The organism is Vibrio tritonius, from assembly GCF_001547935.1.
Taxonomy (GTDB): domain Bacteria; phylum Pseudomonadota; class Gammaproteobacteria; order Enterobacterales; family Vibrionaceae; genus Vibrio; species Vibrio tritonius.
In genome coordinates this window covers 1,225,159-1,249,280 of the sequence record NZ_AP014636.1, presented here as the reverse complement: position 1 = coordinate 1,249,280, position 24,122 = coordinate 1,225,159, and the positions used below count along the sequence as shown (strand labels likewise).

Sequence of the window (24,122 nt, the reverse complement as noted above, 5' to 3'; positions counted from 1 at the left end):
ATACAAATCCTGTTAACGCAGTGGAATACGAATTGTGGTGATAAAAAAGCCAGTCTGACGACTGGCTTTTTTCATCCTCCTTCATGGGGAAGGAGAGCAATGAGATGCTTATCGGTTTAGCTCTTCCACGCAGTGTGGTCGATATCTAGGTCAGCAAATTCTTCAGGGTTAAAGACCGGCTCTTCAACGCCTTCTTTAAGCTGTTTGCGGTAGTCTTGCAGTAGACGCATTGCTGTTGGGAACAGCATGATCAAAGCAAGTAAGTTGATTACCGCCAGCACACCCATCAATGGATCAGAGAAGAAGAATACAGCGGTTGCTCCCGGAGCAATAGCACCGATGAACACAATCGCAATAACCGCAAGACGCAAGATATGAACTGGCCAGCTCTTCTGCGTCATAAAGGTTAAGGCGTTTTCACCCAAGTAGTAGTTGTACACTACAGAGCTAAATGAAAACAGTAAGATAGCGGCTGTTAAGTAATATTGTGCCCAACTGCCTAGGTGTGCAACCATGGATTGTTGTGTCAGTACAATACCGTCGATACCTTCAGCTCCTGGTACATACACATTACCAAGTAGGATGATGAATGCGGTACATGAACACACCACCATAGTATCGATAAACACAGAAAGTGACTGTGCAATACCTTGGCTAACAGGGTGAGGTACATCCGCTGTTGCTGCTACGTTAGGCGCTGAACCTAGGCCGGCTTCGTTTGAGAATAGACCGCGACGCAAACCTTGTGCAATTGCTGCTCCCATACCACCACTAACGGCGGTTTTGATACCAAACGCATTTGCCACGATGTCGGAAATAACTTGAGGGATGTGGGTGATATTCATCAAGATAACAACCACGGCAATAGCAACATAGCCAACCGCCATGATAGGAACGATGACATCAGCTGACTTAGCGATACGTTTGATCCCGCCATAGATGATGAAGCCGACGATAACCGCTAGGAAAATCGCAGTATAAATACGATCGATACCTAGGCTGTCTTGCGCAGCACCCGCAACTGTGTTGCCTTGGAAAGCATTAAAGCCAAGCGCGAAAGAAGCAATTAAACACACCGAATAAACAGTGGCAAGCCAGCGGTAGTTTTCACCAAGACCATGGATGATAGAACGGGCAGCGCCGCCACGAAACTCGTGACCGTCTCTACGTTTGTAAAGTTGCGCTAAAGTACATTCCACAAGGCTGGTTGCCATACCGACAAGGGCAATTGCCCACATCCAGAATACAGCGCCAGGACCACCTAACGTAATAGCGACTGCTACACCTGCGATGTTACCGCCGCCTACGCGACCACCGATAGAAAGGAGCAGTGCCTCGCGGCCTGAAATGGCTTTATGATTGTCTGTCTGATTGGTTTTCTTCAACACACGGAACATGCGTTTAAAGTAACGGAACTGAACGAAGCCCGTGACGATGGTGAAGAAACACCCAAAAATTACCAGAAATGGGATTAGAGACGCGCCCCATGTCAAGTCTCCAATTAACCCAAAGAAGGATTCTAAAAATTCCATTTGTTCTCCTTGAAATATTCAATAACCTGCTTGCAAAAAGTCATGCTCATAATAATTGTGAATATCATGACTTCTTTGGTATCATCCTTATCCTTCTGCGTTATGAGAAAGAATAGGGACAAACCTACATCCTCATGCAAACAGGCAGCGGATCATACTCAAGATCGTATCTATTTTAAACGTTTATTTTCAAAATGTGTCTGCATAAATAGTTACTATGAGTAGGGTTTTTAAGCAAATGTGTGCGTAAATTTGCTGTAAAAATGCCCGTCTTTATCAACGGGAGCTTTAAAATAGAACGAATGTTCACCGCTTTTGTTTTGCCTTATGTGACACGTCGATAGCCGCACATTAACAAATATTAATGGTCCTATTGGGGCGTTTTATTGAGAACGCTTCTCGTATTCATTATGCTCCAGTCATCCTTTGCAACGGCGTTTCGAGCCGCTTGTGTAGACCTTTTTCACACCCATTTAAGGTACTTCTATGGACGATTTGGCCGTTCAAGTTAACGCCATACTTGAACAACAACCGCATCAATTACCCCATGATATTGCCCATTCGCTCAACACGAGTGAACTGGCGGTTATTCGCTGCTATCCCCCCGAGCAGGTGGTGGTAGTTCCCGGTGCTTTGGCTCAGTCATTGCTGGAAACCATCGCTGACTGGCACACAACAGTGACGGTTATCGTGCACTCTGGTGGCTCGATTTTTGAGATTAAAGCGCCATTGCCTGCAGGTAAAAATGCCCGGGGCTATTTCAATTTGCTTGGTGAACCGGGTCAGTTACATGGTCATCTCAAGTTGGATCTCATCGACAATATAGCTTTGGTTAGTAAACCCTTTATGGGGCGAGACAGTCACTACTTTGGCTTTTTTAATCAGGCGGGTGAGTGCGTATTTAAAGTGTATTTGGGGCGTGACGAGCAAGGCAAACTGCTGCCAGAGCAGGTCAGTGCCTTTGTTGCATTAAAACATGATTTGAATAATTAAGGACACATTTATGGATACCAATGAAAAACAGCAGCGCCTCCAAACTCGCTTAGAACCGGAGATCGTGGAATTTCGTCAACAATGTCGCACATTACAATTGGCAACGGTTGATGAAAGTGGTGAGCCGACCGTAAGTTATGCTCCGTTTGTTTACAACGAACTGGGTTACTTTGTGCTGATTTCAGAAATCGCCCAACATGCGCGTAACCTGAAACAGAATCCAAAATTGTCGATGATGATGATTGCAGACGAAAGCCAGTCTAAGCAGCTTTATGCGCGTAAACGCCTCACGTTTGCCGCTCATGCAAACCAAGTTGAGCGTGATACACCGCTGTGGCAGCGAGTATTGACTCAACTTGATGCGCGCTTTGGCGACATCATCGGTAAAGTGAGCCAGATGAAAGACTTCAAACTGTATCAATTCACGACCGAACATGGTTTGTATGTCAAAGGTTTTGGTCAAGCGTATCAAGTTTCTAACGCGGATCTTGTCGATGTGGTTCATCTTGATGAAGGCCACCAACCAATGACCTCCATCCCTGAATTTGACGCGTTACAAAACGCCTAACGGATAGGCTTTTTGGCAATGTTACGCGAGGTAACATAGTGCCAGCATTAAAGTGAAACCGTATACAAAAGGGAACAAGGTTCCCTTTTTCTCGTTATGCCTAAATTCTTAGATAGGCCAATGTGTTCAATAACCGTGCTTCAATGTGAGTTAATTCGGCCAATGCTGAACGCAGACTCGCGTAAACCCATCCATGTGGCTCCACTTTGCCATCCTTGGCAAAAGAGGGTCTGCTAATCAGCATTCTCCTGATAATGAGCTGTTCACCATAACTAGATTTAAAACAATTATTAACGAATATTAATGATTGTGGACTACGCTTTTTGTTGAGAATGCTTATCATCTTCATCAATTATTCACCACAAAAGTGTGCTGCATTGATGTCTATTGCTTCGTTTGTGCGCGAGCGTATAAAAGGCCGAGTGACGGTCAACCAACTTCAAATTAAGTTAGCTGAGTTTACCCACAACGAATCTGGCTCTGCGATGCCATTTCCTGTGTTGGTGTTTATTGGCGCGTTACTGGTAAGCGTTTATAGCTTTGATACGTCACGGATGATCGACAGTGCGTCGCAGCTCAAGCGTGCCACCGATGCCGCCGCGATGGCGGTAGGTTATACCGAATTGGCGAGCAGCAATACGGGCAAAAACAGCGACCTGACTAAGTTGGCAAGAAACTACATTAAGCAAAACTTGGGTTTGGATTCTGGTCTTGCTGAGCAAGTTGATCTAAGTACCGTGCGAGTGCAGAAAGGCGAAGCCAGTGATGGGGCGGTCACTTACAAAGTGAGTGTTACTACCTCATTTGAAGCTCCAGAGCTTGGCACTAAGGTCGAGGACAAAACCATCTTCTCTACGGTGGAAGTGATGTCTCGTCCGACCGAAGTGGCAATGATGTTTCCCAATACTAACTCAGAAAGTGATGGGGATATTGCCGCACTCAAGCGTTTGGGCAAACAGTTTGCTAAAGATTTCCTTAACACCGGCGGTGATGAGAATCTTGACGATCTCAAGCGTTGGCTCGCTTTGGTGCCATTTAGTCAATCCGTCAATGTTTATGATGAATCTGACCCCGGTCGTTTGACTCGCTGGGCTGCTGGCGGCGCGCTTAACCCAAGTGAACTGCGCAGTCTGTTTCGTACCGGTAAAGTCAACAGTCTGGCGGATGAGCGTTTCCCCGACCGAGCTGCGCATCTACTTTGTCTTTTCCGTGGCTTAGGTCAAGGTGAGAACTTCTTTTGGGATCAATCCCCCGTGAGCGAGTTTGGCGTGTATTACCGTCACGATCTGCCGGAAAACGGTAGCCCGGGGGCTGCACCTATCTCTTGGCAGGGGCCAAACCCAGATTTTCCCGACTCGGGCGCAATAGATACACGTTGGATCGTGGCCGACAAAGGCTGCCCTAATACGCCGCTTTTACCTCTGACGAACGAGGAAGACAAAATTGAAGCGCGTCTTAATCAAATGACATCGCGTTTTAACGTCAACTACGCGATTGCAATGGGCTGGGCCGCTGCCGCTTTATCACCGCAAATGCGTGGTAGTGATGGCTGGGGCGATAACGAATTGCCGTTGGACTTTGGTTCAGACAATACCAATTACAAAGCCATCATCATGTTAGCTAACACCACCGGCGATTGGTTTGATACCGATAGCTACAACTTCTATCGCGATGCAAATGTCACCGGCACTTCTACCAATTTTGCGCGCCAACGGTTTGTTGACCTATGCCGCAGCATTCGCTCCAAAAATATCCACCTCTATTTTATTGGGGTGCGCCCCGGCGACCCAGAGGAATTTGGCCGTGTGTTGTTCGATAAAGTCGCTGGCCCCGGGATGCTCATTTGCACTGAAGGTGAGGGCAATATGTATTTTGCCGATGCATCCAATTTTAAAGACGGCGAATCGCAAATTCAGAATGCGCTAGAAGATATCGCCAAAGACATTCGTCGTAACTACTACGTTCGCCTGATTAACTGATCGTCATTAGGAAGAGATATGAAAGGTTTCCCAACAGAGTCATCGCTGCACGCATTTATGTTAGAGCCGCGCATTGTGTTTGATGGTGACGTCGCTGTCACGGCGGCTGAGGTTGCTGACAGTGCTGCCTTATCACAGGCGGCTGACGCGACAGAGTCCTCAGCCGAATCATCAAGTGAGGCAAGTTCAGACACCAGCACTGCCACCGTCAGTGATGAAAGCAGCGACAACAGTGCGCCTGAGGTGAGTACCAATCAAGATAACATCGTTGCGGTCAACTACTCATCAGAGGAAACGTACGATGACACGATTTTTGGCCACCTCACATCTAACGTTGATAGCGTGGTGATGTCTGCCGATGGGCATTACGCCTATGCAGTTTCCTATACCAACTCAGTGGTCACGGTATTTTCGATTGCCGATGATGGCACTATCGCGCTGGTGCAAAACCTGCACAGCAGCGATTTAGCTGAATCACTGACCGATGGTTTAAATGAAGTATCGTTAGTGCAGTTTTCTAGCGACCAATCCCATTTGTATGTTTACAGCGAAGCCAATCAAACCTTATTGACCTTTACCCGTGATAGCTCAAGTGGCGAGCTAACCTATTCTGGTCAAACGGATTTAAGCACAACATTAAACGGCCAAATCATTGATGATCTCCAAGAGAGTAACGGTTATCTGTATGCCTCGGTGGGTGGCTCAATCTATGCGCTGCAATCGGTGGATAATGGTGTGACGTTTACGGTGCTGGATACTGAAACTAACGGTGAAAATGGGGTGGCAGGCATTAGCGATAATACCTCCATGACCTTTTCAGCGGATGGCTCGCTGCTCTTTGCCAGCAGCAGTAATGGCGACAGTGAAGTATTGAGTATTTTTTCTGTTACCAACGGTGCGCTGACCTATGTAGGCAGTGTGACGGGCGCGGAAAGCAACTACATCCAGTCGGTGGTGGCAAGTGACGATGCCAGCGTCATCTATCTATTGCGTTATAACGGTGATGACCGAGAAGTCTTAACCATTACGCAAGATACGTCATCGACGACTGAGCACAGTTATTCACTAAAAGCGACCGAAACCGTCACAAGTGATGTGAGCCAGTTAGTTCTCAGTCAAGATGGTTCAACCCTCTTTACCTTCGGCACATCCGTAACGGCTTATCACCTTAATAGTGATGGCACGTTGGCTTCCAGCACCACCATGGATTCCAGTTCTGGTCGACTGAATGGTGGAGTTACCAGTGTTGCTTATGCCAATGGGGAGATCCTCACCATAACGGCCAATGCGTTTAGTGTTTTTCAATATCAAACCGCAGCAACCACCTACACCGAAGGCAACGATGCGGTGGCTATTTTACCTAATGGTCTAGTCAGTGATTCAGAACTGGATCAACTCGGGGATTATAACGGTGCAACCATCAGCATCAGCCGCGCTGAAGCGGTAGAAAATAGCAATGACAGTTACTCGTTATTGGCAGGCAATGGACTGACGGTTGATGGCAATAACGTGCTGCTGGACGGCGTCGTCATCGGTACATGGAGCGCCAGTGAAGCGGGGGCTTCAGTCACTTTCACCGCCTCGGTTTCTCAAGCCACGGCGCAGATGGTGTTAAGACAAATTGCCTACACCAATACCAGTGATGACCCGGATGCAGCTGGTGCTAATGTCACCATGAATGTGACCGTGGCAGATGGCGCTGGCGCACAAAGCACGCTTAATGTGACATTAAATATCAATGATGTTAACGACGCTCCCGTTTTACAAGGAACCAATACCACGTTGGATTACACATCGGGTAGTGAGTATGTGCCTCTGTTTTCTGATGTAACCATCGATACCGTTGAAGAGGGGCAATCGATTTGGAAGGCGAGCATCACGGTTGAAGGCTCCAGTGATACGGATACGATCAAGGTCGATGGCAACGTTATTACTTTGGCGACCTTTAGTGGTTTTCGTACCACTGAAAATGGCTTGAGCTATCAGGTGATGAGTAATGGTGACGGGGTGAAAACCGTGGTGATCTTCCTCAATAAAGACGTTCAGTCATCCGCCGATGTGATCAATAGCATCAGTTATCGCTCCACTACACCAAATAGTGAAGGTGAGGTGAGTTTTGCACTCAAAGTGATGGAAAGTGATGCATCCGCGAGTACGACATCCGTGGATGCCACAGTCAATATCACCGCCCAATCTGCAGCAAACGAACTTCCGGAGATCAACGGTGATAGTGGCACGCTTGCCTACACGGAAAACAGCGGCTCACACTCTCTGTTCGATGGAGTTTCCGTCTCCGATGCGGAAATGGATGCGCGTAATGATGGACAGGGTAACTACGCCGGCGCTGTTATCACTATTAGCAAAGAGAGTGGCGATTCCGATGGTGAGATCACAATCGAAGGCGATGATACTTACACCTACACATCGCAGCAGATTCTTAAAGATGGTGTGGTGATCGCCACGGTCGAAAACACCGATACAGGGATTAAGATAACTTTCACCGAAGCGTATAAAACCATTCCGACCACTGCGGATGTCAATCAAGTATTATCGCTGATTCATTACACCAACAATGCCGATGCGCTGGCTGAGAGTACACAGGTATCACTAACTGTGACCGATTCATTTGGGGAAGCATCGCAGGTGTACACCAAGTCGATTGCGTTTACGCAAGTCAATGATGCGCCGCTGACCTCGCTGGGGGCTTTGTTCGACCAAGGTTTGCTTGATTCGATTACCTCTTCTGACCAACTGACGGATCTTACGGATATCGCAGACACCGTGGTCTCTAAATCAGGTAATCGCTTGTTTGTTTCTGATAATGAGGGACACATCGCGGTTTACGCGCTGGACAGCACCACTGGTGCGCTTAGTCATCTGTACACTTTGGCTGGCGAGAGTACAGCACAAACCTTGGTGACGAATGCTGACGGGAGTCAACTGTTTGCCATTACCTCTAAATTGGATCAATACAGCACTACCTACAGCGAAGTGACCGTCTATACCGTCGATAGTGCAGGCGAGCTAACGCAGCAGCAAGTGGTATCGATGACCTCGATGGATTTCTCTGTTTACGATGCGATGAGCAACTTTACGTTATCAGACGATGGTCGTTATCTGTTCTTTACGTCTGATTACAGTCTCTACTCTTATCAGGTTGACAGCAACACGGGAGAATTAACGAATGTCCAGACCTACAGTGGTGCCTACTCTGAGCCTTACATGTATCAAGCGACGGCCATTGCCGTCTCCGGTGACTATCTGTTCGTCACCACTAATTTCTCATCCGCGACCTTAATTGCTTATAAGATCGAAGACTCAGGTTTGAACTGGGTGGGTTACATTCGTAATGGTAATACCGACGCTAACGGTGCCACTATGTCGATAAGCACGGACATCAAAGATTTGGTGGTGGCAGAAGATGGGCAAAGCATCTATGCAATAACCAATAGTGGCATCAGCCTGTATCACTTTGATAATGAGAGTAATACCTTTACCACTCGTGGCTCAGTAGAGCTAAGTAACGTTGTCGATAGCGCACTCTCGCCAGATGGCTCTGTGCTCTATGTCACTACCAGCGAGGGCAGTTTACAGCGTTACCTGATTTCGGGCTCAAACCTAACATTGATTGATAGCGTGGCTATCTCGTCAACCGATGCCGATTTGCAAGTCACCAGTGATGGACATGTGTTGCTGGGTGGCAATGAGTTTACCTATTTTAACTCTACGGTTTATGAACCTAGCATAGCGATAGGCAGTAGTGGGGTTCTCATGCCGACGATTGAGGTGACCGATCCTGATAGTGCGTTGAGCGATTCATACGCGGGATTTACGTTTACCCTCACCAGCAGCGATGCCAACTTGTCAGCAGATAACCTCTCTCTCGGCAGCAGCTCAGGTTTTTCTGCCAGTGATGGCACCATCACCTTCAATGGGGAAACCGTCGCTACTTATGCCTTTACCAATGGGCAGTGGGTGCTAAACGTGACTGGCAATGTGAGTCAAAGCCAGCTTAATACCCTGTTACACGCGGTGCAGTATACGGTTAGCGCAGATAGCACCAGTGGCGAGCAGCTCACCTTTACGTTAACCACGGCTGATAATGAAGGGGCAGAAAACAGCAACAGCTGGACGATGACGGTCGTGGAGGCTATCGAACCGCCGCTGGTGAATTTTGAGCAAGCTTTGGTAAGTTCAGAGCAAGGCCAAGCGTTCCACTATCAATTCGCTCAAGATAGCGTCACGGATCCTCAAGATTTGACGCTCACTTGGCAGATAGCAGGTTTGCCAGATGGCGTAAGCTTTGATGCTACTACCCACACGTTAAGCGGCACGCCAACGCAAGTGGGTAATTATTCAATAGCGGTCACCGTGACCAACAGTGGCGGCATGAGCACGACCTTTAGTTTTGTCTTGGCGGTGAGCGCAGCAAGTGAACCGTCAACACCAACGGACCCGAGCACGCCGACGGATCCTAATTCACCTGAACAGCCCGACAATAGTAATTCTGCCAGTGACGAGCGATTCACTCATATTCATGATTTTTCAGCGCAAGAGCCGTTTATCTCACAGCCCATGATGGGCGCGGGGTTTGATGGTGTGAATAGCGCGCCACAAGCGCAATCGTTGATCGCAAGTGGTGATGCGCCACAAGTAAGCTCTGTCAGTGGTTCTGAACTGTTTAATACGGCGTTAAGTACAGTTTTAGCCAGTACTGTTTCAACAACGGAGCTTTGGTGGCAAGAGCTGCAGCAGAATGATGGCTCTGCAAACAGTGAGTTATCCTCAAGTGAAGAGCAAGCTTCCAGCGAGCAACGCGATCTGTTCGAATTGCCTGCTCTGTCAGGGCTAAAAGTGGTGAACGTCACCGGCGAACACGGCCAGCCGCTCCCTGATGGTATCAGCTACAACCCGCAAACGGGTGTGCTTACGGTCGATAGTGAGGCAGCCAACCGACTGTCGAATCCAACCATCACCGTGACTACGCAAGATGCCAACGGTCAGGTTAGAGAGCTGACCTTACCGATTCAAAGCGTGCCGGTTGATAGCCAATCGGTGCAGGCGAGTGTGCAGCACATCATGTCGCAACACACCGTTTCTGAACAGATGACGTTAGGGCAGCAAACCCAACAGGTAAGTCAGCAAGCAATGGCCGTGGAGAATCAACGTCTATTGGCAGAACTGAGCTAACACTTTGCCAAATTGAATCCGCAATAAGAGCGCGCGCAGCGCACTCTTATTCACCTTTAATCGAGGCCAGCTTTCCCACATTCAACAAGCAAAAAGGAAAGTGGCTTCACCAGCAGTGGTAACCCGTAGTGAAAAACACAACTCGTTATTTTAAAAAGAGCGCATTAAGTCTTTCTGTTGCCAGCCTAGTGGTTTTATCTGGCTGTTCATTAACGCCTGAAGCGGTGACTGATCAGGAAAAAAGTGCACTGTTAGCACAAGACCAACTCGCCATGTTTGCGCATCAGGAGCCGATTGTGCATGCCATTACTCTAGAAGAGGCGATGGCGCGTGCAGTGAAATACAACTTACAAGAGCGTTTAGCACTGATGAAACACGCTTACGAGAATCAATTACTCGACAGTAAGCGCTATGATCTATTGCCTTCGATTGCTGCAAGTGCCGGTTGGCGTACCCGTGATAACCAAGCTGCGTCATCCAGCGAATCGGTCTCTACTGGCACTCAATCACTTGAGGCGTCCACAAGCCAAGACCGCAATGTGTCCAATGGCGATTTATCATTGAGCTGGAACGTACTCGACTTTGGTATCGGCTATTTTGGTGCCAAAGCCCAAGGCAACAATGTGTTGGCAGCTGAGGAGCAAAAACGCGCCGTGGTCGCCGACATCATGCAAAAAGTGCGTAAAGCCTACTGGGCAGCAGCGACCGCGCAGCAGCTAGAGCCGACCGTAAATCAAGCATTGTCGCAGGCCAAACAAGCGTTAGCCAAAGCCAAGTTAACGGAACAAGAGCGTTTGGTCGCGCCAATTGAAGCGATGCAGTATCAAAAAAGCCTGCTGCAGATGATAGCCCAGTTACAAAACCTATCGGCAGAATTGGTGATGGCGAAAACCGAACTGGCAAGCTTAATGAACCTAGCTCCTGGTACACCGTTTACATTGGCACCTATTGCTACGGCAAAAACGCAGCTGCCAGCGGTGGGTTATCAACTGGATCATTTAGAAACCTTAGCAATGGTTAATCGTCCAGAAATCAATGAAGAGATCTACAAAGCACGTAATGCAGTGTTAGAAACACGCTCACAGCTAACGCACCTCTTACCGGGCGCATCGCTGTTTGTCGGCGGTCACTACGACAGCAACAGCTATCTGGTTAATCAACATTGGGCCGATGCTGGAGTGCGTGTGAGTTGGAACTTGATGAATGTCTTCTCCTATTCATCAATTAAACAGGCGGGCAAAGCCAAAGAAGAAGTGGCAGAGCTCAGACGTCAGGCGCTGCGCATGGCCGTGCTTACTCAAGTTCACTTGGCGTGGCAACAATATAGCCAAGCGCAAACGCAATATGCGCAAGCTGCCGAGCTACTGCGCTTGCAACAAGGCATCGCTCAGCAAACTCAAAGTGCTTTCCAAAGTGACCTGAAATCGCGTCTAGAGCAGATCAAAATGCTCACCGAAACGGCGCTGATCACTCGCCATCGTGACCAACAGTTGGCGCAGGCTTACACTGCCTATGGCGCGATTTACCAAGCAGCAGGGTTAGATCCTCTGCCAAAAACCATCCGTGACACCAGTGTTGCAACGCTCTCTCAAGCGATTGCAGAGCAAAACCAGCTGCTGACCAAGGGCACGTTAACCGCTCAGCAACAGCAGGTGATTGCGTTGGTCAAACAGGGGGAAGTGACCACACACGAGTCAACTTCACCTGTTCAATCTGTGGCTACGGAGAGCAACAGCACCAAGCCTGCTGAGTATGTCTCGGTTTATGATTCGTTAGGTTCTCTGAAAGCGGCGATTATCCACGACTACACCCGCCCAGTGGAGGAAACGAATGCCAAGTAAGGGTTTACTGACCAAAGGACGCAGCGCCGCTTTGCTTAGCGGCGTTTGCCTTGGAATTAGCTTTCATGCCGCTGCCAGTAATATGCCAAGCGCTGTACCAAGTGTTGTACCAAGCCAGCAGCCATCTGACAGCATTCGCATTCAACTCGAACCGGCAGCGCAGCTAGTGGTGTCAAGTGAACTTGCTGGGCGCTTGCAACGTGTGCCGTTTAAAGAGGGGCAACACTTTGCTAAAGGAGACGTGATCGCCAGTATTGAGTGCGATTTGTATCAAGCCAAATACCAACAAACCTTGGCGCAAAGCGAGCTGGCTCAGCAAAAATACCAAGTGGCAAAACGGCTAAATACCCTCGAATCCAATAGCGTTTTGGAAGTGGGGCAGGCGAGTGCCGATTTTGCGAAAGCCAAGGCAGAGCAGCGCGCTGCCGATATCATGGTGAAACGCTGTGCGATTCGTGCGCCCTTTGCCGGTCGGGTGTCTGAACGCATGGTCGAACCGGGCGAATTTGTAAGTGAAGGCACTAAGCTACTCAATATCTACAGTACCGACGCGTACGATGTGGAAATGATTGTGCCATCGCGTTGGGTAACTGCTCTGCAAATTGGTCAATCCTTTACCGTCCAGCTGGATGAAACTGGTCAAACCTATCCTGCCAAAGTGACTCGGTTAGGCAGTGTAATCGATGCGCTAAGCCAATCGTTTAAAGTGTTTGGCGAGATTCAGGCCCATGAAGGGCTGGTTCTGATGCCGGGTATGAGCGGGAGCGCGCAGATGACGCTCACCAGTCGTAATAGGAACAAGTGATGAGCACGACCCACTCGCAACACACTATCACTTCGCAACACTCTATCACCGCACAACCATCGAGCACCTCACCCCAGAGTAACGAGATTGAGCAAGCTCTGCTGACACTGCTACAACTGCAGCAAAAAGCGCGCGAGGCCGAGACACTGAATCAACTTCATTTTGTGGTGCTCAATCAAACCAAAAGCTTGCTCGATTATGAACAAGCCTTGCTGTGGGACGCCAAACGGCAAGTCGTGTGCGGCGCTTCGGCAGTTACAACCATCGACCCGAAAGCGCCGTTTAGTCAGTGGATGGCCAAATTAAGTCAGCAGGTTGCTCGCCAAGATCAGGGCAAACAGATCCACAAAGTCGAGCTTGATAAACTCAGTGCTGAGGCTGATGGCTTAAATCCAGATTCCTCAAACAGCGAGGCTTTCACACAAGTGGCGGTGTGGGTGCCATTACTTAATTCACACCATGAGCTGGTGGCTGGGTTATGGCTGTTTCGTTCAACAGCGCTCTCGTTGAGAGAAAAAAGGTTGCTCACATTTTGGAGCGAACAAGTCGGTTTTGTTTGGCAAGCCTTAGCTCAGCAAAGTCGAAAGCGGGCGTGGTTTGAAAGAAGTTCGTCTCAAGAGCGTTCTATGCATCGCACCATGCTCGGTCACAAAAAACTGTGGTGGTTGGTTGGAGCGTTGGCTGTTGGGGCGCTATTTTTGCCAGTGCGTCAATCCGTATTGGCTCCGGCAGAAGTGGTGTCTGCTACACCAATGACGGTGCGCATGCCATTAGATGGCGTAGTCAAAAAGCTGTGGGTTAAACCCAATAGCGCAGTGAAAAAGGGCGATGTGCTGTTAGAGCTTGATTCACAAACCCTCGACGATCAACTTGCTCAAGCTCAGCAACAGCTCTCCATTGCCAGTGCGGAACTGCGGGTGGCGCAGCAGCAATCTTTTTACGATGCCAGTCGAAAAGCCAGTCTTGCCATTTTGGAAGGCAAACAGGCTCTTGCTCATTCTCAAGTGGCTTATCTGCAAGAGAAAGTTGCACAAACCCGGTTAGTGGCACAGCAAGATGGTATCACTCTGTTTGACGATCAAGGCGATTGGGTTGGACGTCCTATTCGCTTAGGTGAACCCTTAATGGACATCGCCGATCCTACTCATACCGTGATTAAAATTCAGCTCGCGGTGGAAGATCGAATGGCGCTTAGCCAAGGCGATGAAGTGCGCTTTTTTCTTAATAGCCGACCAACGGATGCTATTCCTGCCAAGTTAAGCACCGTTGCTTATCGCTCGACTCTACAAAATGATGGCCAGTATGCGTTTGAACTCAAAGCGCAGATGGACGCAGAGCAAGACTCGCCCACCATGGGACTAAAAGGGATGGCGAAAATCTATGGTGAGCGCACCTCGTTGATTTATTACCTAATGCGTCGTCCTTTGTCGCACTTACGCATGTGGTGGGGCGGCTTATGATGAGCGCAAGCTTGCCTGAATGCTTACCTCCACTGCGTCAAGAGTTGCGTTTGCATGAAGCGCCAGCCGCAGACAATGGCGCGCCGCGTTGGACTTTAGAAGATCCCGTTCGCGGGCAGTTCTTTCAACTGGGTTGGTTAGAAACCGAGTTTTTGGCCCATTGGCAGTCATCGGCAGAGGAGCTGCTTAAACGCATTTGCCAAACTACGACCTTAAGCCCCAATGCCACGCAGCTTGGGGCGTTTATTCGTTTTCTGCAACACAACCAATTGGTGCAGGCTGATAGTGAGCAGCTAATCGAACAAGATAAACAGCGGCGAAGTGCTCAAAAATGGTGGCAATGGTTGTTTCAACGTCATCTGTCGTTTCGCGTACCGCTCTGCTCACCGGATGCGTGGCTAACCAAAGCATTACCTTGGGTGCGACCATTATTGTCCCGTCAGTTTATTCAACTCAGTGCCTTAGTTGGACTGATGGGGCTGTGGTTAGCGTCTCATCAGTGGCAGGAGTTTAGCGCTGGGTTTTCCTATCTGTTTTCTTTTTCGGGCATCGTGCTTTCCGTCACTACGGTGATTGTCGTGAAGGTGCTTCACGAATTGGGGCATGCGTTTGTCTGCAAAAAGTACCATGGGCGAGTGGCAACCATGGGGGTGAACTTCATTTTGTTTTGGCCGGTGCTTTATACCGATGTCACTACTGCATGGCGGCTAAAACAGCAGCGCCCGCGTATGATGATAAGCGCTGCTGGCATGCTCACTGAAGCAGTGATTGCTGCATGGGCGCTACTACTGTGGAACTTCTTTGACCCGGGGATCGCGCGCAGCGTGTTACTCACCCTTGCTACCACATCGCTACTGTTATCGCTGTCGGTCAACCTTAGTCCTTTAATGCGTTTTGATGGCTACTTTATTTTTTCTGATTGGCTCGAGATGCCGAATTTGCAACAGCGCGCAACCAAAATGGCGCAATGGAAAATTCGGTCATGGTTGTGGGGGTGGCAGGATGCAGCACCAGAGCCAATGCGCAAGGCGCGTCAACGGTTGGTCATCAGCTATGCCTTTGCCATGTGGCTCTATCGCTTAACTCTCTATTTTGGCATTGCCTTTGGGATTTATCACCTAGTGTTCAAAGCCTTAGGTGTGGTGCTATTTATGGTCGAAATCGCGTATCTGCTGGTTCGTCCTTGTGTTTATGAAATTCGCTATTGGCTGAGCCAAAAACAAAAAATGACCTTTAATCTCAATACCAAACTGACACTTATCACGAGTCTACTGTTACTGATTAGCTTAATTGTGCCGTGGCATCAAACCATCAGCGCTCCTGCCATGTGGCTAGCCAAACAGCAAACACTGTTTGTGGCGCAAGATGCCCAGTTGCAGACCATCGAGGTTCAATCGGGCCAGCAAGTGCAGGAGGGTGAGGTGCTGTTTCGGCTAAGCTCTCCTTTACTTTTGCAGAGTATAACCGAGCTGACCTATCGCCAGCAGAGTTTACTCAAGCAACTGCAATCCTATCCTTTTGATAAAAAGGCTTCGGCGGATTTAGCCATCATCCGCGATGAGCTGGTGGTTATTACTCAGCGACTGGCTCAGCAGCAAACATTACTCGATGAATTAACCGTGCGTGCGCCATTTTCAGGACAAGTCGTCGATGTGAATCCCTACCTGCAGGCTGGGGATTGGCTCGCGACAGGACAAGTATTAGCGACACTCATCAGCAATCAAGAGAGCCGCGTTGATGCCTATATCGATGAACATCAATACGCGCGTCTAAACGCTGGTGCAACCGCGGTGTTTGTGGCTGAAAATCTCAATCAACCGCCAGTTGCACTGCAGCTATCCAAACTATCACTTGGCACGATTGATAACCTTAGCGCTCACCCTGAACTCAGTTCTCCTTACCTTGGCCCGATTGCCGCAACTATTGATCGGAAAACCCATCAACCGATACCCGAGCAAGCCCTTTACCTAGCGACGCTGCAAGTCCAAGACACGGACGCCCCCGCATTTCAAATGCGCGGCCAAGTTACCATCGAAGGTGAAGGACAAAGTATTCTCAGCCGTGTGTGGCAAGCCATCATGAAAGTCCTGATCCGCGAGTCGGTTATGTAAGGTGCCAGTGATACCGTTTGTAATGATAGGCTTTGTGTAAATGAAGTGTTCGGAGCTGTGTGTAAAGTATGTGCTCGGTTTAGTGCGTGGAGAAACTGAAGAATGACGGCTGGTTTTTAAATGGTGGTTTAATAAATGTATTTTAATTCAGTGTCTTACGATGTAAAAATAGACTTCTGCGCATAATCCCCCCTCTAACTCCCCCCTTAAAAACCAAGGGGGGAGGACCGGTTCGAGCACGCTGCGATTTTCGAGTTCAACATCATGATTAAGCCTCGATTTGAGCATATTTAAGGCAGCGATCTCGGTCTGGTCCCCTCCTTCTTTAGAGGGAGGGCTGGAGAGGGAGCTAGTGCGCACGAAAGTTATTTAATTTACTGATTTTATAGGTTTTATTATTCTAAATCATGATTTATCTGCTGGTGTATGCGATATATCCATGAGCACCATACAGTTCTCCCCCCTGCATAAAAGTACCGTTATACGATGCAGTCAGACCAGGGGGGAGTTAGAGGGGGGAAGCCAAAGAATGTGTGCCGAAGTATCGTGTATCTCGAATCGATGTTTGACCAGTTGTTAAGCGTTTAAAGTCAGCTTAACAACAATATAAAAGCGTGTGTCCCGTTTAATTCGTGCGTTTAATTTGCCCCAATGATACGAATACAGACTCTTTTCGAATCATAATATGATTTGATTAAGTGGGTTATTCGCATCATAATATGATTTGAATAATCTATTTTTTCAAATCAAGGTGCTCTTATGTGGATCTGGCAACAGGCTAACTGGCCCAACTTTCAATGGGATACAGCCCAAGTAGACCCGATGGTGAGACGAACTCGTCTTAACCAAGGGATTCTGCTGGGGAAAATGCTGAGTCAGGCGCAAGATCAACAAGAAAGTATGCTCGATACCTTATTAGCGAATATCGTTCACTCGAGCGCGATTGAAGGGGAAAAACTCAACGCTTTTTCCGTGCGCTCATCCCTTGCTAACAAACTTGGACTGACCGAAGAGCGTCCATTTCCAACCACGCAGCAAACTGACGGGTTGGCAGAGATCATGCTAGATGCGGTTAATAACCTTGATGAACCGCTAACGTTAGAACGGATTCTGCATTGGCATGAGAAATTGTTTCCAGAAGGGTACACGCTGTTTAATCCAGTGATTGGTGGACAGCTGCGAGGTGATGTGCCAATGCAAGTGGTATCAGGGCGTATCGATAGGCCAGTTGTTCATTTTGAAGCACCGAGTCGCGACATCCTAGACGGTGAGCTAAGCCGATTTATTCAATGGTTCAACGCTTCGAAAGTCGATGCCGCATTGGATCCTTTGCTTCGCGCGGCAATCACGCACCTGTGGTTTGTCACTTTGCACCCATTAGATGATGGTAATGGTCGTATTACTAGGCTATTAACCGATTTGGCGTTAGCCCAAGCGGAGCATCAGTCAGTGCGTTTTTACGCTATGTCGGTGGGTATCTTAGCCAATCGCAAAAGCTATTACGACATCCTGGAACAAACGCAAAAAGGCGGTGTGGATATCACCGCTTGGCTGATATGGTTCTTCGACACGCTTAATCAAACCTTTGATGATGTGCTAAAAGAGATTGATCAAACGGTATTTAAAACCAATTACTGGCGACGTATTGATCAAACTCAGTTGACTCAAGAACAAGTCAAAGTACTTAATAGACTGCTTGATGGTGATTTTGTTGATGGGATTAATACGTCTCAATACGCGAGCGTGGCTAAAGTGAGCAAACCGACGGCGACACGTCATCTTTCGGCATTAGTCGAGCAGGGCTGCTTAGTTCAAACTGGTGGCGGTCGCAGTACGCGCTATCAGCTGCCGACATAACGACGTTGATAATAAAAGAACTCGGCGGCTACTTTGGTAAAGTATGTGCTCGGTTTGGTGCGTGGAGAAACTGAAGTATGACGGCTGGTTTTTAAATGGTGGTTTAACAAATGTATTTAAATTCATTGCCTTACGAGGGAAAAATAGGCTTCTGCGTATAATCCCCCCTCTAACTCCCCCCTTAAAAACCAAGGGGGGAGGACCGGTTCGAGCACGCTATGATTTATGAGTTCAACATCATGATTAAGCCTCGATTTGAGCATATTTACGGCAGCGATCTCGGTCTGGCCCCCTCCTTCTTTAGAGGGAGGGCTGGGGAGGGAGCTAGCGCGCACGAAAGTTATTTAATTTACTGATTTTATGGGTTTTATTATTTTAAATCATGATTTTCCTGTTGATGAGGTCGATATATCGACGAGCACCATACAGTTCTCCCCCCTGCATAAAAGCACCGTTAAACGATGCGGCTAGACCAGGGGGGAGTTAGAGGGGGGAAGCCAAAGAATGTGCGCCGAAGTATCGTGTATCTCGAATGAATGCTTGATCAGTTGTTGAGCGTTTAAAGTCAGGTTAACAACAATATAAAAATGTGTGTCCCGTTTAATTCTTCCTTCTTTAGAGCGATAGAAGGTGAATGAGCTAACGCGCGAAGAAGTTGTTTAATCTACTGTTTTTATGTTTTTTTCATGATTTTAGATCATGATTCACCTGTTGGTGTGCGCGACATTGGCTACCCAAGGTTTCATCCATACTCTCGCCTTTTATCATTCGTGTTAACTCATGACAGCTAACTATCTTTTGTTGCTTCAGTGTGAAGCGAGCAAACACTTCGAATTGAGATTTTCTTCTATCTGCCTTGAGCACATCAACGAAATGATGAGTAAAGACTGTATCATCAGTCACTGCTGTTGAAACGACCTGCACATGCATATGATCCGCTGTCTGTTTAAGTAGTTTGATATGCTCGACAAACATCTCGTAGTTGAGGCTATCTCCATTTACGGTTTGCGAATAATCAGGAGAAAAATATTCCGCAATCTCTAATTTATTGTACGAATCATTACCAATGATTTTATTCAATGCGTCGATAACTAAGGTCTGCTTGTCCATTTGATTACCCTCTAAATCATCTAATAAACAAGTGTACAACGAACACTACAGGGTATATTTTCGAGATTAAGACCACTAATACTGTGTATACGCCAGATTCGATGATGATTCAGAAAATAGATCACCAAGTTCAACATGAGACAGTGTGGCACTCGCATCAAGATGGACAACTTTATTGGCTTAGCAAAGGCATCATCCTTGTTGAGACGTCCGACTCTCAATGGCCTATGACTCCCGGCACGTTAGGTTGGATTCCTGCTAATAGTCGGCATAAAGCACATACGCTCGCCGATGTAGATGGGTGGATAGTCCGTGTTGCTCAGGACATAGGAAGTCATTACCCCAACAATCCTCGGGTATTCGGTGTGGACTCATTTTGTCACGCTCTACTGAAAAAAATTGTCTATCATCCAAGAGTACCCTATCCCAAACATTTGCTTGAATACCTCTTAGAGATTATCGGCTACGAACTGGATGTATCCAGAAATATAAAGTTTGAGCTACCACTGCCTTACGATAGAAGAGCTCGCAAAATGGCGGAATTTTTAATCGGTCAACCAAGTAATATAAGCACTCAAGCCCAATTGGCAAATTGTTTTGGATTGAGTACTCGAACACTAAGTAGGGTTTTCACAAAGGAGACTGGCCTTACTTTTACCCAGTGGCGCCAACAAGCAAGACTAATAAATTCTATGCAATGGCTACTTGATGATGAACCAATATACGATGTGGCCGTAAAAAGTGGTTACGGTAATGTGAGTGCGTATATCAGTGCGTTTAAGCGGAATTTTAATGAAACGCCTGGACAATTCAAAAGAAATTCTCTCGGTAAAAATCAGGTAATACGCCATTAATTGCGGTTTTATTTTAGAAAATATCATGTAGGCAGTGATAGTGCGTAGTGCGACCACCACCAGTTTGAACTAAGCAGCCCCGCTCGAATAATGCCGAAGGGGACGTGTTGCAGTCGGTTAAGCATTTTACCTCGTGACGCTGCAAGTCCATGACACGAACGCCCATGCATTTCAAATGTGCGGCCAAGTCACCATCGAATGATAGGCTTTGTGTAAATGATGTGCTCGGAGCAGTGTGTAAAGTATGTGCTCGGTTTAGTGCGTGGAGAAACTGAATAATGACTGCTGGTTTTTAAATGGTGGTTTAATAAATGTATTTTAATTCAGTGTCTTACGATGTAAAAATAGGCTTCTGCGCATAATCCCCCCTCTAACTCCCCCCTTAAAAACCAAGGGGGGAGGACCGGATCGAGTGCGCTGCGATTTTCGAGTTCAACATCATGATTTATCTATTGGTATGCGTGATATGTCTATGAGCACCCTACAGTTTTTCCCCAAAAACCAAGGGGGGAGAACCGGTTCGAGCACGCTGTGATTTATGAGTTCAACATCATGATTAAGCCTCGATTTGAGCATATTTACGGCAGCGATCTCGGTCTGGCCCCCTCCTTCTTTAGAGGGAGGGCTGGGGAGGGAGCTAGCGCGCACGAAAGTTATTTAATTTACTGATTTTATGGGTTTTATTATTTTAAATCATGATTTTCCTGTTGATGTGGTCGATATATCGACGAGCACCATACAGTTCTCCCCCCTGCATAAAAGCACCGTTAAACGATGCGGCTAGACCAGGGGGGAGTTAGAGGGGGGAAGCCAAAGAATGTGCGCCGAAGTATCGTGTATCTCGAATCGATGTTTGACCAGTTGTTAAGCGTTAAAAGTCGTTTTAACAACAATATAAAAGTGTGTGTCCCGTTTAATTTTCCCCAATGATACGAATACAGACTCTATTCGCATCATAATATGATTTGATTAAGTGGATTATTCACATCATAAAGTGATTTGAATAGGCTGTTTTATCAAAGTTTGCCTCGTTATGAATACCACCACACCTAATCCAACAATACCCTTATTTGCTGCTTATACTCCGGTTTGGCAGTGATTTTCCCCAAAATTGAGAGGGCGCTGTTGCCTTGATTATCGATGTACTTTCGGTCAGCACCGGCTTGAATGAGGGCGGCGATTTTCTGTTTTTGCATCTCAAATTCGGCGTCACTTTTTGCTCTTTGAACGGCCAATATGCTGCTCATAAGAATACTTGGTGACCCATAATTGTAGGCATTTACATCAACGCCTTTAGCAATCAGAGCACGAATAGTGGAGCTATGTTGAATTCGGTTTGATAATACGGAAGAAATTAATAGGCTCGCGGAAACCTCTCGCGATAAATTTTCCGCATCAAAGTAGGGCAGAATTGAGGTGATGGTATCATCATTGGCACCTTCGACAATCATTTTTGTGAGCATCACGTTTCTGCCATCGAATATCGGGGCATTAGGATTGATGTTGGATAATGCGTTAACTAACTCGGGCGTTGTTAAATTCTCTCTGTAGCTGAGTAGTGGCAGCACTTGCAAATTCATATTGTCGAACACATAGCCTTGGTTAAATAAATACTCTATTTTTGCTTGAGCTAAGCTGGGTTGATTCTCTTTTTTAATCCATTTAATGAGCCGGTCGTAGCGCCCGTCATTTAAATTCTTAACTTTGCCTACCATCAATTTGAAATCGTCGAGGTTGGCGTATTTTGCGGCTGTTTGAAATGGGGATGCGCCGAGCAACGTTGTTGACTCGACGTCGACATGGTTGGCAAGTAACCGTTTGATCATGGGGGTGTTCTGCTTGATAACCGCGAGATTGAGTAACTCTGATCCCGCATCAAGTTCGGCAGTCCAATAATCCGTTGACTGCTCAGCAACGAAATTGCGCCATTGCTGTGGTGTCAGTGATTCGGCGCGATAGCCATATTGGCTCAGGGCTGATGCGATAATGTCCATTCCGCGCAAATGATGCTCTGCTGATGCGTTTTTCTCTGACGTTACTACTGCCTCTTTTGCGAGAGAATCTTGCTGCTCTATTTTCTCTTGTTGTAGGGGAACGCGGCAATGAAATTGAGCTATATCGGCAAGTGTTAAGCCGCTGCTATCGGTCACGCTGTTTTGCGCAATATCAGAAGGTCTATTATGTGGCGGCGCAGGCATGTCTGGGGCTGTGTGCAGACTGGCGGAAATACCATAACCAATCGCCCCTGAAATAATAACTGTAATAAAAAACCGGATGTTGAGCCCCATGAATAGCACCTTATTGTCAGTGAGGGTTAGCGTTATTTCTTGGGCTCTAATATATTAATTTTGTTGTATATTCTATATGGCCCAGTGACATTGACCATCACCAGTGAAATTAGTTCATTGATGGGACAAATCGATTCTCGGTGCCACCTACTAGGCCATCGGCATCGCACGGCAACTGATGGTGGCAATCAGTCCAGTTTGACCATTCACTAGGGTAAAGCGACCTTTATGACGTTCGGCGACCGCTTGAACAAACGGTAGGCCGAGACCAAAACCTTCGATACTTTTTACTCGTTCAAGGCGATGAAAGCGTTTGAGCACCAAGCTCAGTTGGTCGTCTGGGATTCCAGGTCCTTGGTCAATCACATGGATATAAGTGGTTTCGAGCTGCTGCTCAACTTGCAGTTTGATCATCGAGCTTTGTGGTGCGTACTTGATGGCGTTATCCAAAAGGTTCGCCACTGCTTGAAAAATCAAGGCGTAGTCGGCGTAAAACACGGCTTTATGCGCGACTTTGATTTTGAGTTCGATGCCTTTATCTTCCAATAACGGCTCATAGTAATCGCGCACTTCAGAGAGCAAATGGTGCGCGTCAATCGACTCTCGTTGAAGTGACAGTTGGCCATTTTCAATTTCAGACAACTGCATGATGGCGCGAAACAGATAGAGGATTCGGTCGATTTCCAAACCTGCCGCATCCAGCTCATCAAGGGCAGAGCCATCGACCATTTCAGAGGTATTAATGAGGCGATGCTTAAGGCGCGTTAATGGCGTTTTTAGCTCATGGGCAATGTGGCTGTTAGCGGTTTTGACTTGCTCCATCAGCAGTTGCGTGCGACTTAGTAGCAAGTTGGTTTCGCTGCTGAGCCGTCCAAATTCGTCGTTATAACCCGCATCGGTAATACGCACATGGTGATCGCCTTTGGCGTATTCGCCCATCACTTTCAAAATACGGTTCACGCGCAGCAAGTTTTTGATACTAAAAGGTAAACTAATCAATAAAATAGAGAGTAATACCGTAAATAACACCGCTCCCGTCATCAGAGGAATAATGCGCGTGCTATTGAGCATCGGCGACATATTGTAGGAGGCATAGTATGAGCCACCATCGGCAATGGGAATCACCATGCCATACAGCTCTTTCTGTGGTTTATGAAAACTGAGCGTTGAGATATGCGCTTGTTGGCGAGTGAGAATGCTCTTTAGTTCATCGACGGTAAGAATTTGCGCGTCACCATAGAGTAGGTCACCAATGGGATTAAAAGCGTAGGTGATGAGTTCATCGTATTGATTGGTCAATTCACGTTGATTTAAGTAGTCAGCCAATTTCTGGCTGCTACTGAAGAGATTCATATTTTGTTTATTTTTAATGTCATCTAAGATCATATTTTGTACATGATCATGCATCACATTTTTTAATAATTTGTCACTTAATAAAATGGAGGCTGATGAAATAATCAGACAAAAGAAAGCAACATAAGCAGCTTGACGAAAACTGCTACTATGAATAATTAAACGAACAGGCATAGAGAAC

General features: G+C 47.3%; 14 protein-coding genes. 10 read left to right on the top strand and 4 right to left on the bottom strand.

The annotated features are described in order from the left end of the window. Positions 1-116: 116 nt before the first annotated feature. Positions 117-1,532: an alanine/glycine:cation symporter family protein gene (locus JCM16456_RS20855; RefSeq protein ID WP_068718106.1), complete on the bottom strand. Its 1,416-nt coding sequence runs from the start codon at positions 1,530-1,532 to the stop codon at positions 117-119. Positions 1,533-2,018: 486 nt separating this feature from the next. Between JCM16456_RS20855 and hutX the strand changes: the two genes are divergently transcribed. From hutX to JCM16456_RS20805, 9 genes are all read left to right on the top strand, one after another. Further along, the gene (hutX, locus tag JCM16456_RS20850) at positions 2,019-2,525 is read left to right on the top strand and encodes a heme utilization cystosolic carrier protein HutX (protein ID WP_068718104.1); all 507 of its coding nucleotides are present in this window, start codon (positions 2,019-2,021) and stop codon (positions 2,523-2,525) included. Positions 2,526-2,535: 10 nt separating this feature from the next. Further along, positions 2,536-3,093, top strand: coding sequence for a heme utilization protein HutZ (gene hutZ / locus JCM16456_RS20845; protein WP_068718102.1), 558 nt, complete (start codon positions 2,536-2,538; stop codon positions 3,091-3,093). A gap of 380 nt (positions 3,094-3,473) precedes the next feature. Further along, positions 3,474-5,072 carry a Tad domain-containing protein gene (locus JCM16456_RS20835; RefSeq protein WP_068719090.1) on the top strand — a complete coding sequence of 533 codons (1,599 nt, stop codon included), beginning with the start codon at positions 3,474-3,476 and terminating at the stop codon, positions 5,070-5,072. Positions 5,073-5,090: 18 nt separating this feature from the next. Beyond that, a complete protein-coding gene (locus JCM16456_RS20830) occupies positions 5,091-10,262 on the top strand; it encodes a beta strand repeat-containing protein (RefSeq protein ID WP_068718098.1) in 5,172 nt (1,723 codons plus the stop codon). A gap of 128 nt (positions 10,263-10,390) precedes the next feature. Continuing rightward, positions 10,391-12,103: a TolC family protein gene (locus JCM16456_RS20825; RefSeq protein WP_068718096.1), complete on the top strand. Its 1,713-nt coding sequence runs from the start codon at positions 10,391-10,393 to the stop codon at positions 12,101-12,103. Next, entirely contained in the window at positions 12,093-12,908 is an 816-nt protein-coding gene (locus tag JCM16456_RS20820; RefSeq protein ID WP_068718094.1) for an efflux RND transporter periplasmic adaptor subunit, read from the top strand. Before JCM16456_RS20825 ends, JCM16456_RS20820 begins: the two co-directional genes overlap by 11 nt. Further along, positions 12,908-14,368, top strand: coding sequence for an efflux RND transporter periplasmic adaptor subunit (locus tag JCM16456_RS20815; protein ID WP_068718092.1), 1,461 nt, complete (start codon positions 12,908-12,910; stop codon positions 14,366-14,368). The genes JCM16456_RS20820 and JCM16456_RS20815 overlap by 1 nt, the downstream gene beginning before the upstream one ends. Further along, on the top strand, positions 14,365-16,479 hold the full coding sequence (locus tag JCM16456_RS20810; protein ID WP_068718090.1) for an HlyD family efflux transporter periplasmic adaptor subunit: 2,115 nt from the start codon (positions 14,365-14,367) through the stop codon (positions 16,477-16,479). The genes JCM16456_RS20815 and JCM16456_RS20810 overlap by 4 nt, the downstream gene beginning before the upstream one ends. 759 nt (positions 16,480-17,238) lie before the next feature. Beyond that, on the top strand, positions 17,239-18,336 hold the full coding sequence (locus JCM16456_RS20805) for a Fic family protein (RefSeq protein ID WP_068718088.1): 1,098 nt from the start codon (positions 17,239-17,241) through the stop codon (positions 18,334-18,336). Positions 18,337-19,020: 684 nt separating this feature from the next. On the opposite strand, the gene JCM16456_RS20800 is transcribed toward JCM16456_RS20805, so the two are convergent. Continuing rightward, positions 19,021-19,446, bottom strand: coding sequence for a nuclear transport factor 2 family protein (locus tag JCM16456_RS20800; protein ID WP_068718086.1), 426 nt, complete (start codon positions 19,444-19,446; stop codon positions 19,021-19,023). A gap of 101 nt (positions 19,447-19,547) precedes the next feature. Here JCM16456_RS20800 and JCM16456_RS20795 point away from each other — a divergent pair, with 101 nt between their 5' ends. Continuing rightward, positions 19,548-20,300, top strand: a complete 753-nt coding sequence (locus JCM16456_RS20795) for an AraC family transcriptional regulator (RefSeq protein WP_082712403.1) — start codon at positions 19,548-19,550, stop codon at positions 20,298-20,300. Positions 20,301-21,349: 1,049 nt separating this feature from the next. Here the strand turns inward: JCM16456_RS20795 and JCM16456_RS20790 are convergent. Continuing rightward, positions 21,350-22,588, bottom strand: coding sequence for an ankyrin repeat domain-containing protein (locus JCM16456_RS20790; protein WP_068718084.1), 1,239 nt, complete (start codon positions 22,586-22,588; stop codon positions 21,350-21,352). 150 nt (positions 22,589-22,738) lie between these two features. Next, positions 22,739-24,115, bottom strand: coding sequence for a HAMP domain-containing sensor histidine kinase (locus tag JCM16456_RS20785; protein ID WP_068718082.1), 1,377 nt, complete (start codon positions 24,113-24,115; stop codon positions 22,739-22,741). Between the last annotated feature and the right edge of the window lie 7 nt (positions 24,116-24,122).

Excerpts from the sequence above, each read along its gene's own strand:
- JCM16456_RS20855 (WP_068718106.1), bottom strand. The coding sequence starts at position 1,532 with ATGGAATTTTTAGAATCCTTCTTTGGGTTAATTGGAGACTTGACATGG.
- JCM16456_RS20815 (WP_068718092.1), top strand. The coding sequence starts at position 12,908 with ATGAGCACGACCCACTCGCAACACACTATCACTTCGCAACACTCTATC.
- JCM16456_RS20810 (WP_068718090.1), top strand. The coding sequence starts at position 14,365 with ATGATGAGCGCAAGCTTGCCTGAATGCTTACCTCCACTGCGTCAAGAG.
- JCM16456_RS20790 (WP_068718084.1), bottom strand. The coding sequence starts at position 22,588 with ATGGGGCTCAACATCCGGTTTTTTATTACAGTTATTATTTCAGGGGCG.
- hutZ (WP_068718102.1), top strand. The coding sequence starts at position 2,536 with ATGGATACCAATGAAAAACAGCAGCGCCTCCAAACTCGCTTAGAACCG.
- JCM16456_RS20835 (WP_068719090.1), top strand. The coding sequence starts at position 3,474 with ATGTCTATTGCTTCGTTTGTGCGCGAGCGTATAAAAGGCCGAGTGACG.
- JCM16456_RS20805 (WP_068718088.1), top strand. The coding sequence starts at position 17,239 with ATGTGGATCTGGCAACAGGCTAACTGGCCCAACTTTCAATGGGATACA.
- JCM16456_RS20820 (WP_068718094.1), top strand. The coding sequence starts at position 12,093 with ATGCCAAGTAAGGGTTTACTGACCAAAGGACGCAGCGCCGCTTTGCTT.
- JCM16456_RS20795 (WP_082712403.1), top strand. The coding sequence starts at position 19,548 with ATGATGATTCAGAAAATAGATCACCAAGTTCAACATGAGACAGTGTGG.
- JCM16456_RS20785 (WP_068718082.1), bottom strand. The coding sequence starts at position 24,115 with ATGCCTGTTCGTTTAATTATTCATAGTAGCAGTTTTCGTCAAGCTGCT.
- JCM16456_RS20830 (WP_068718098.1), top strand. The coding sequence starts at position 5,091 with ATGAAAGGTTTCCCAACAGAGTCATCGCTGCACGCATTTATGTTAGAG.
- hutX (WP_068718104.1), top strand. The coding sequence starts at position 2,019 with ATGGACGATTTGGCCGTTCAAGTTAACGCCATACTTGAACAACAACCG.
- JCM16456_RS20800 (WP_068718086.1), bottom strand. The coding sequence starts at position 19,446 with ATGGACAAGCAGACCTTAGTTATCGACGCATTGAATAAAATCATTGGT.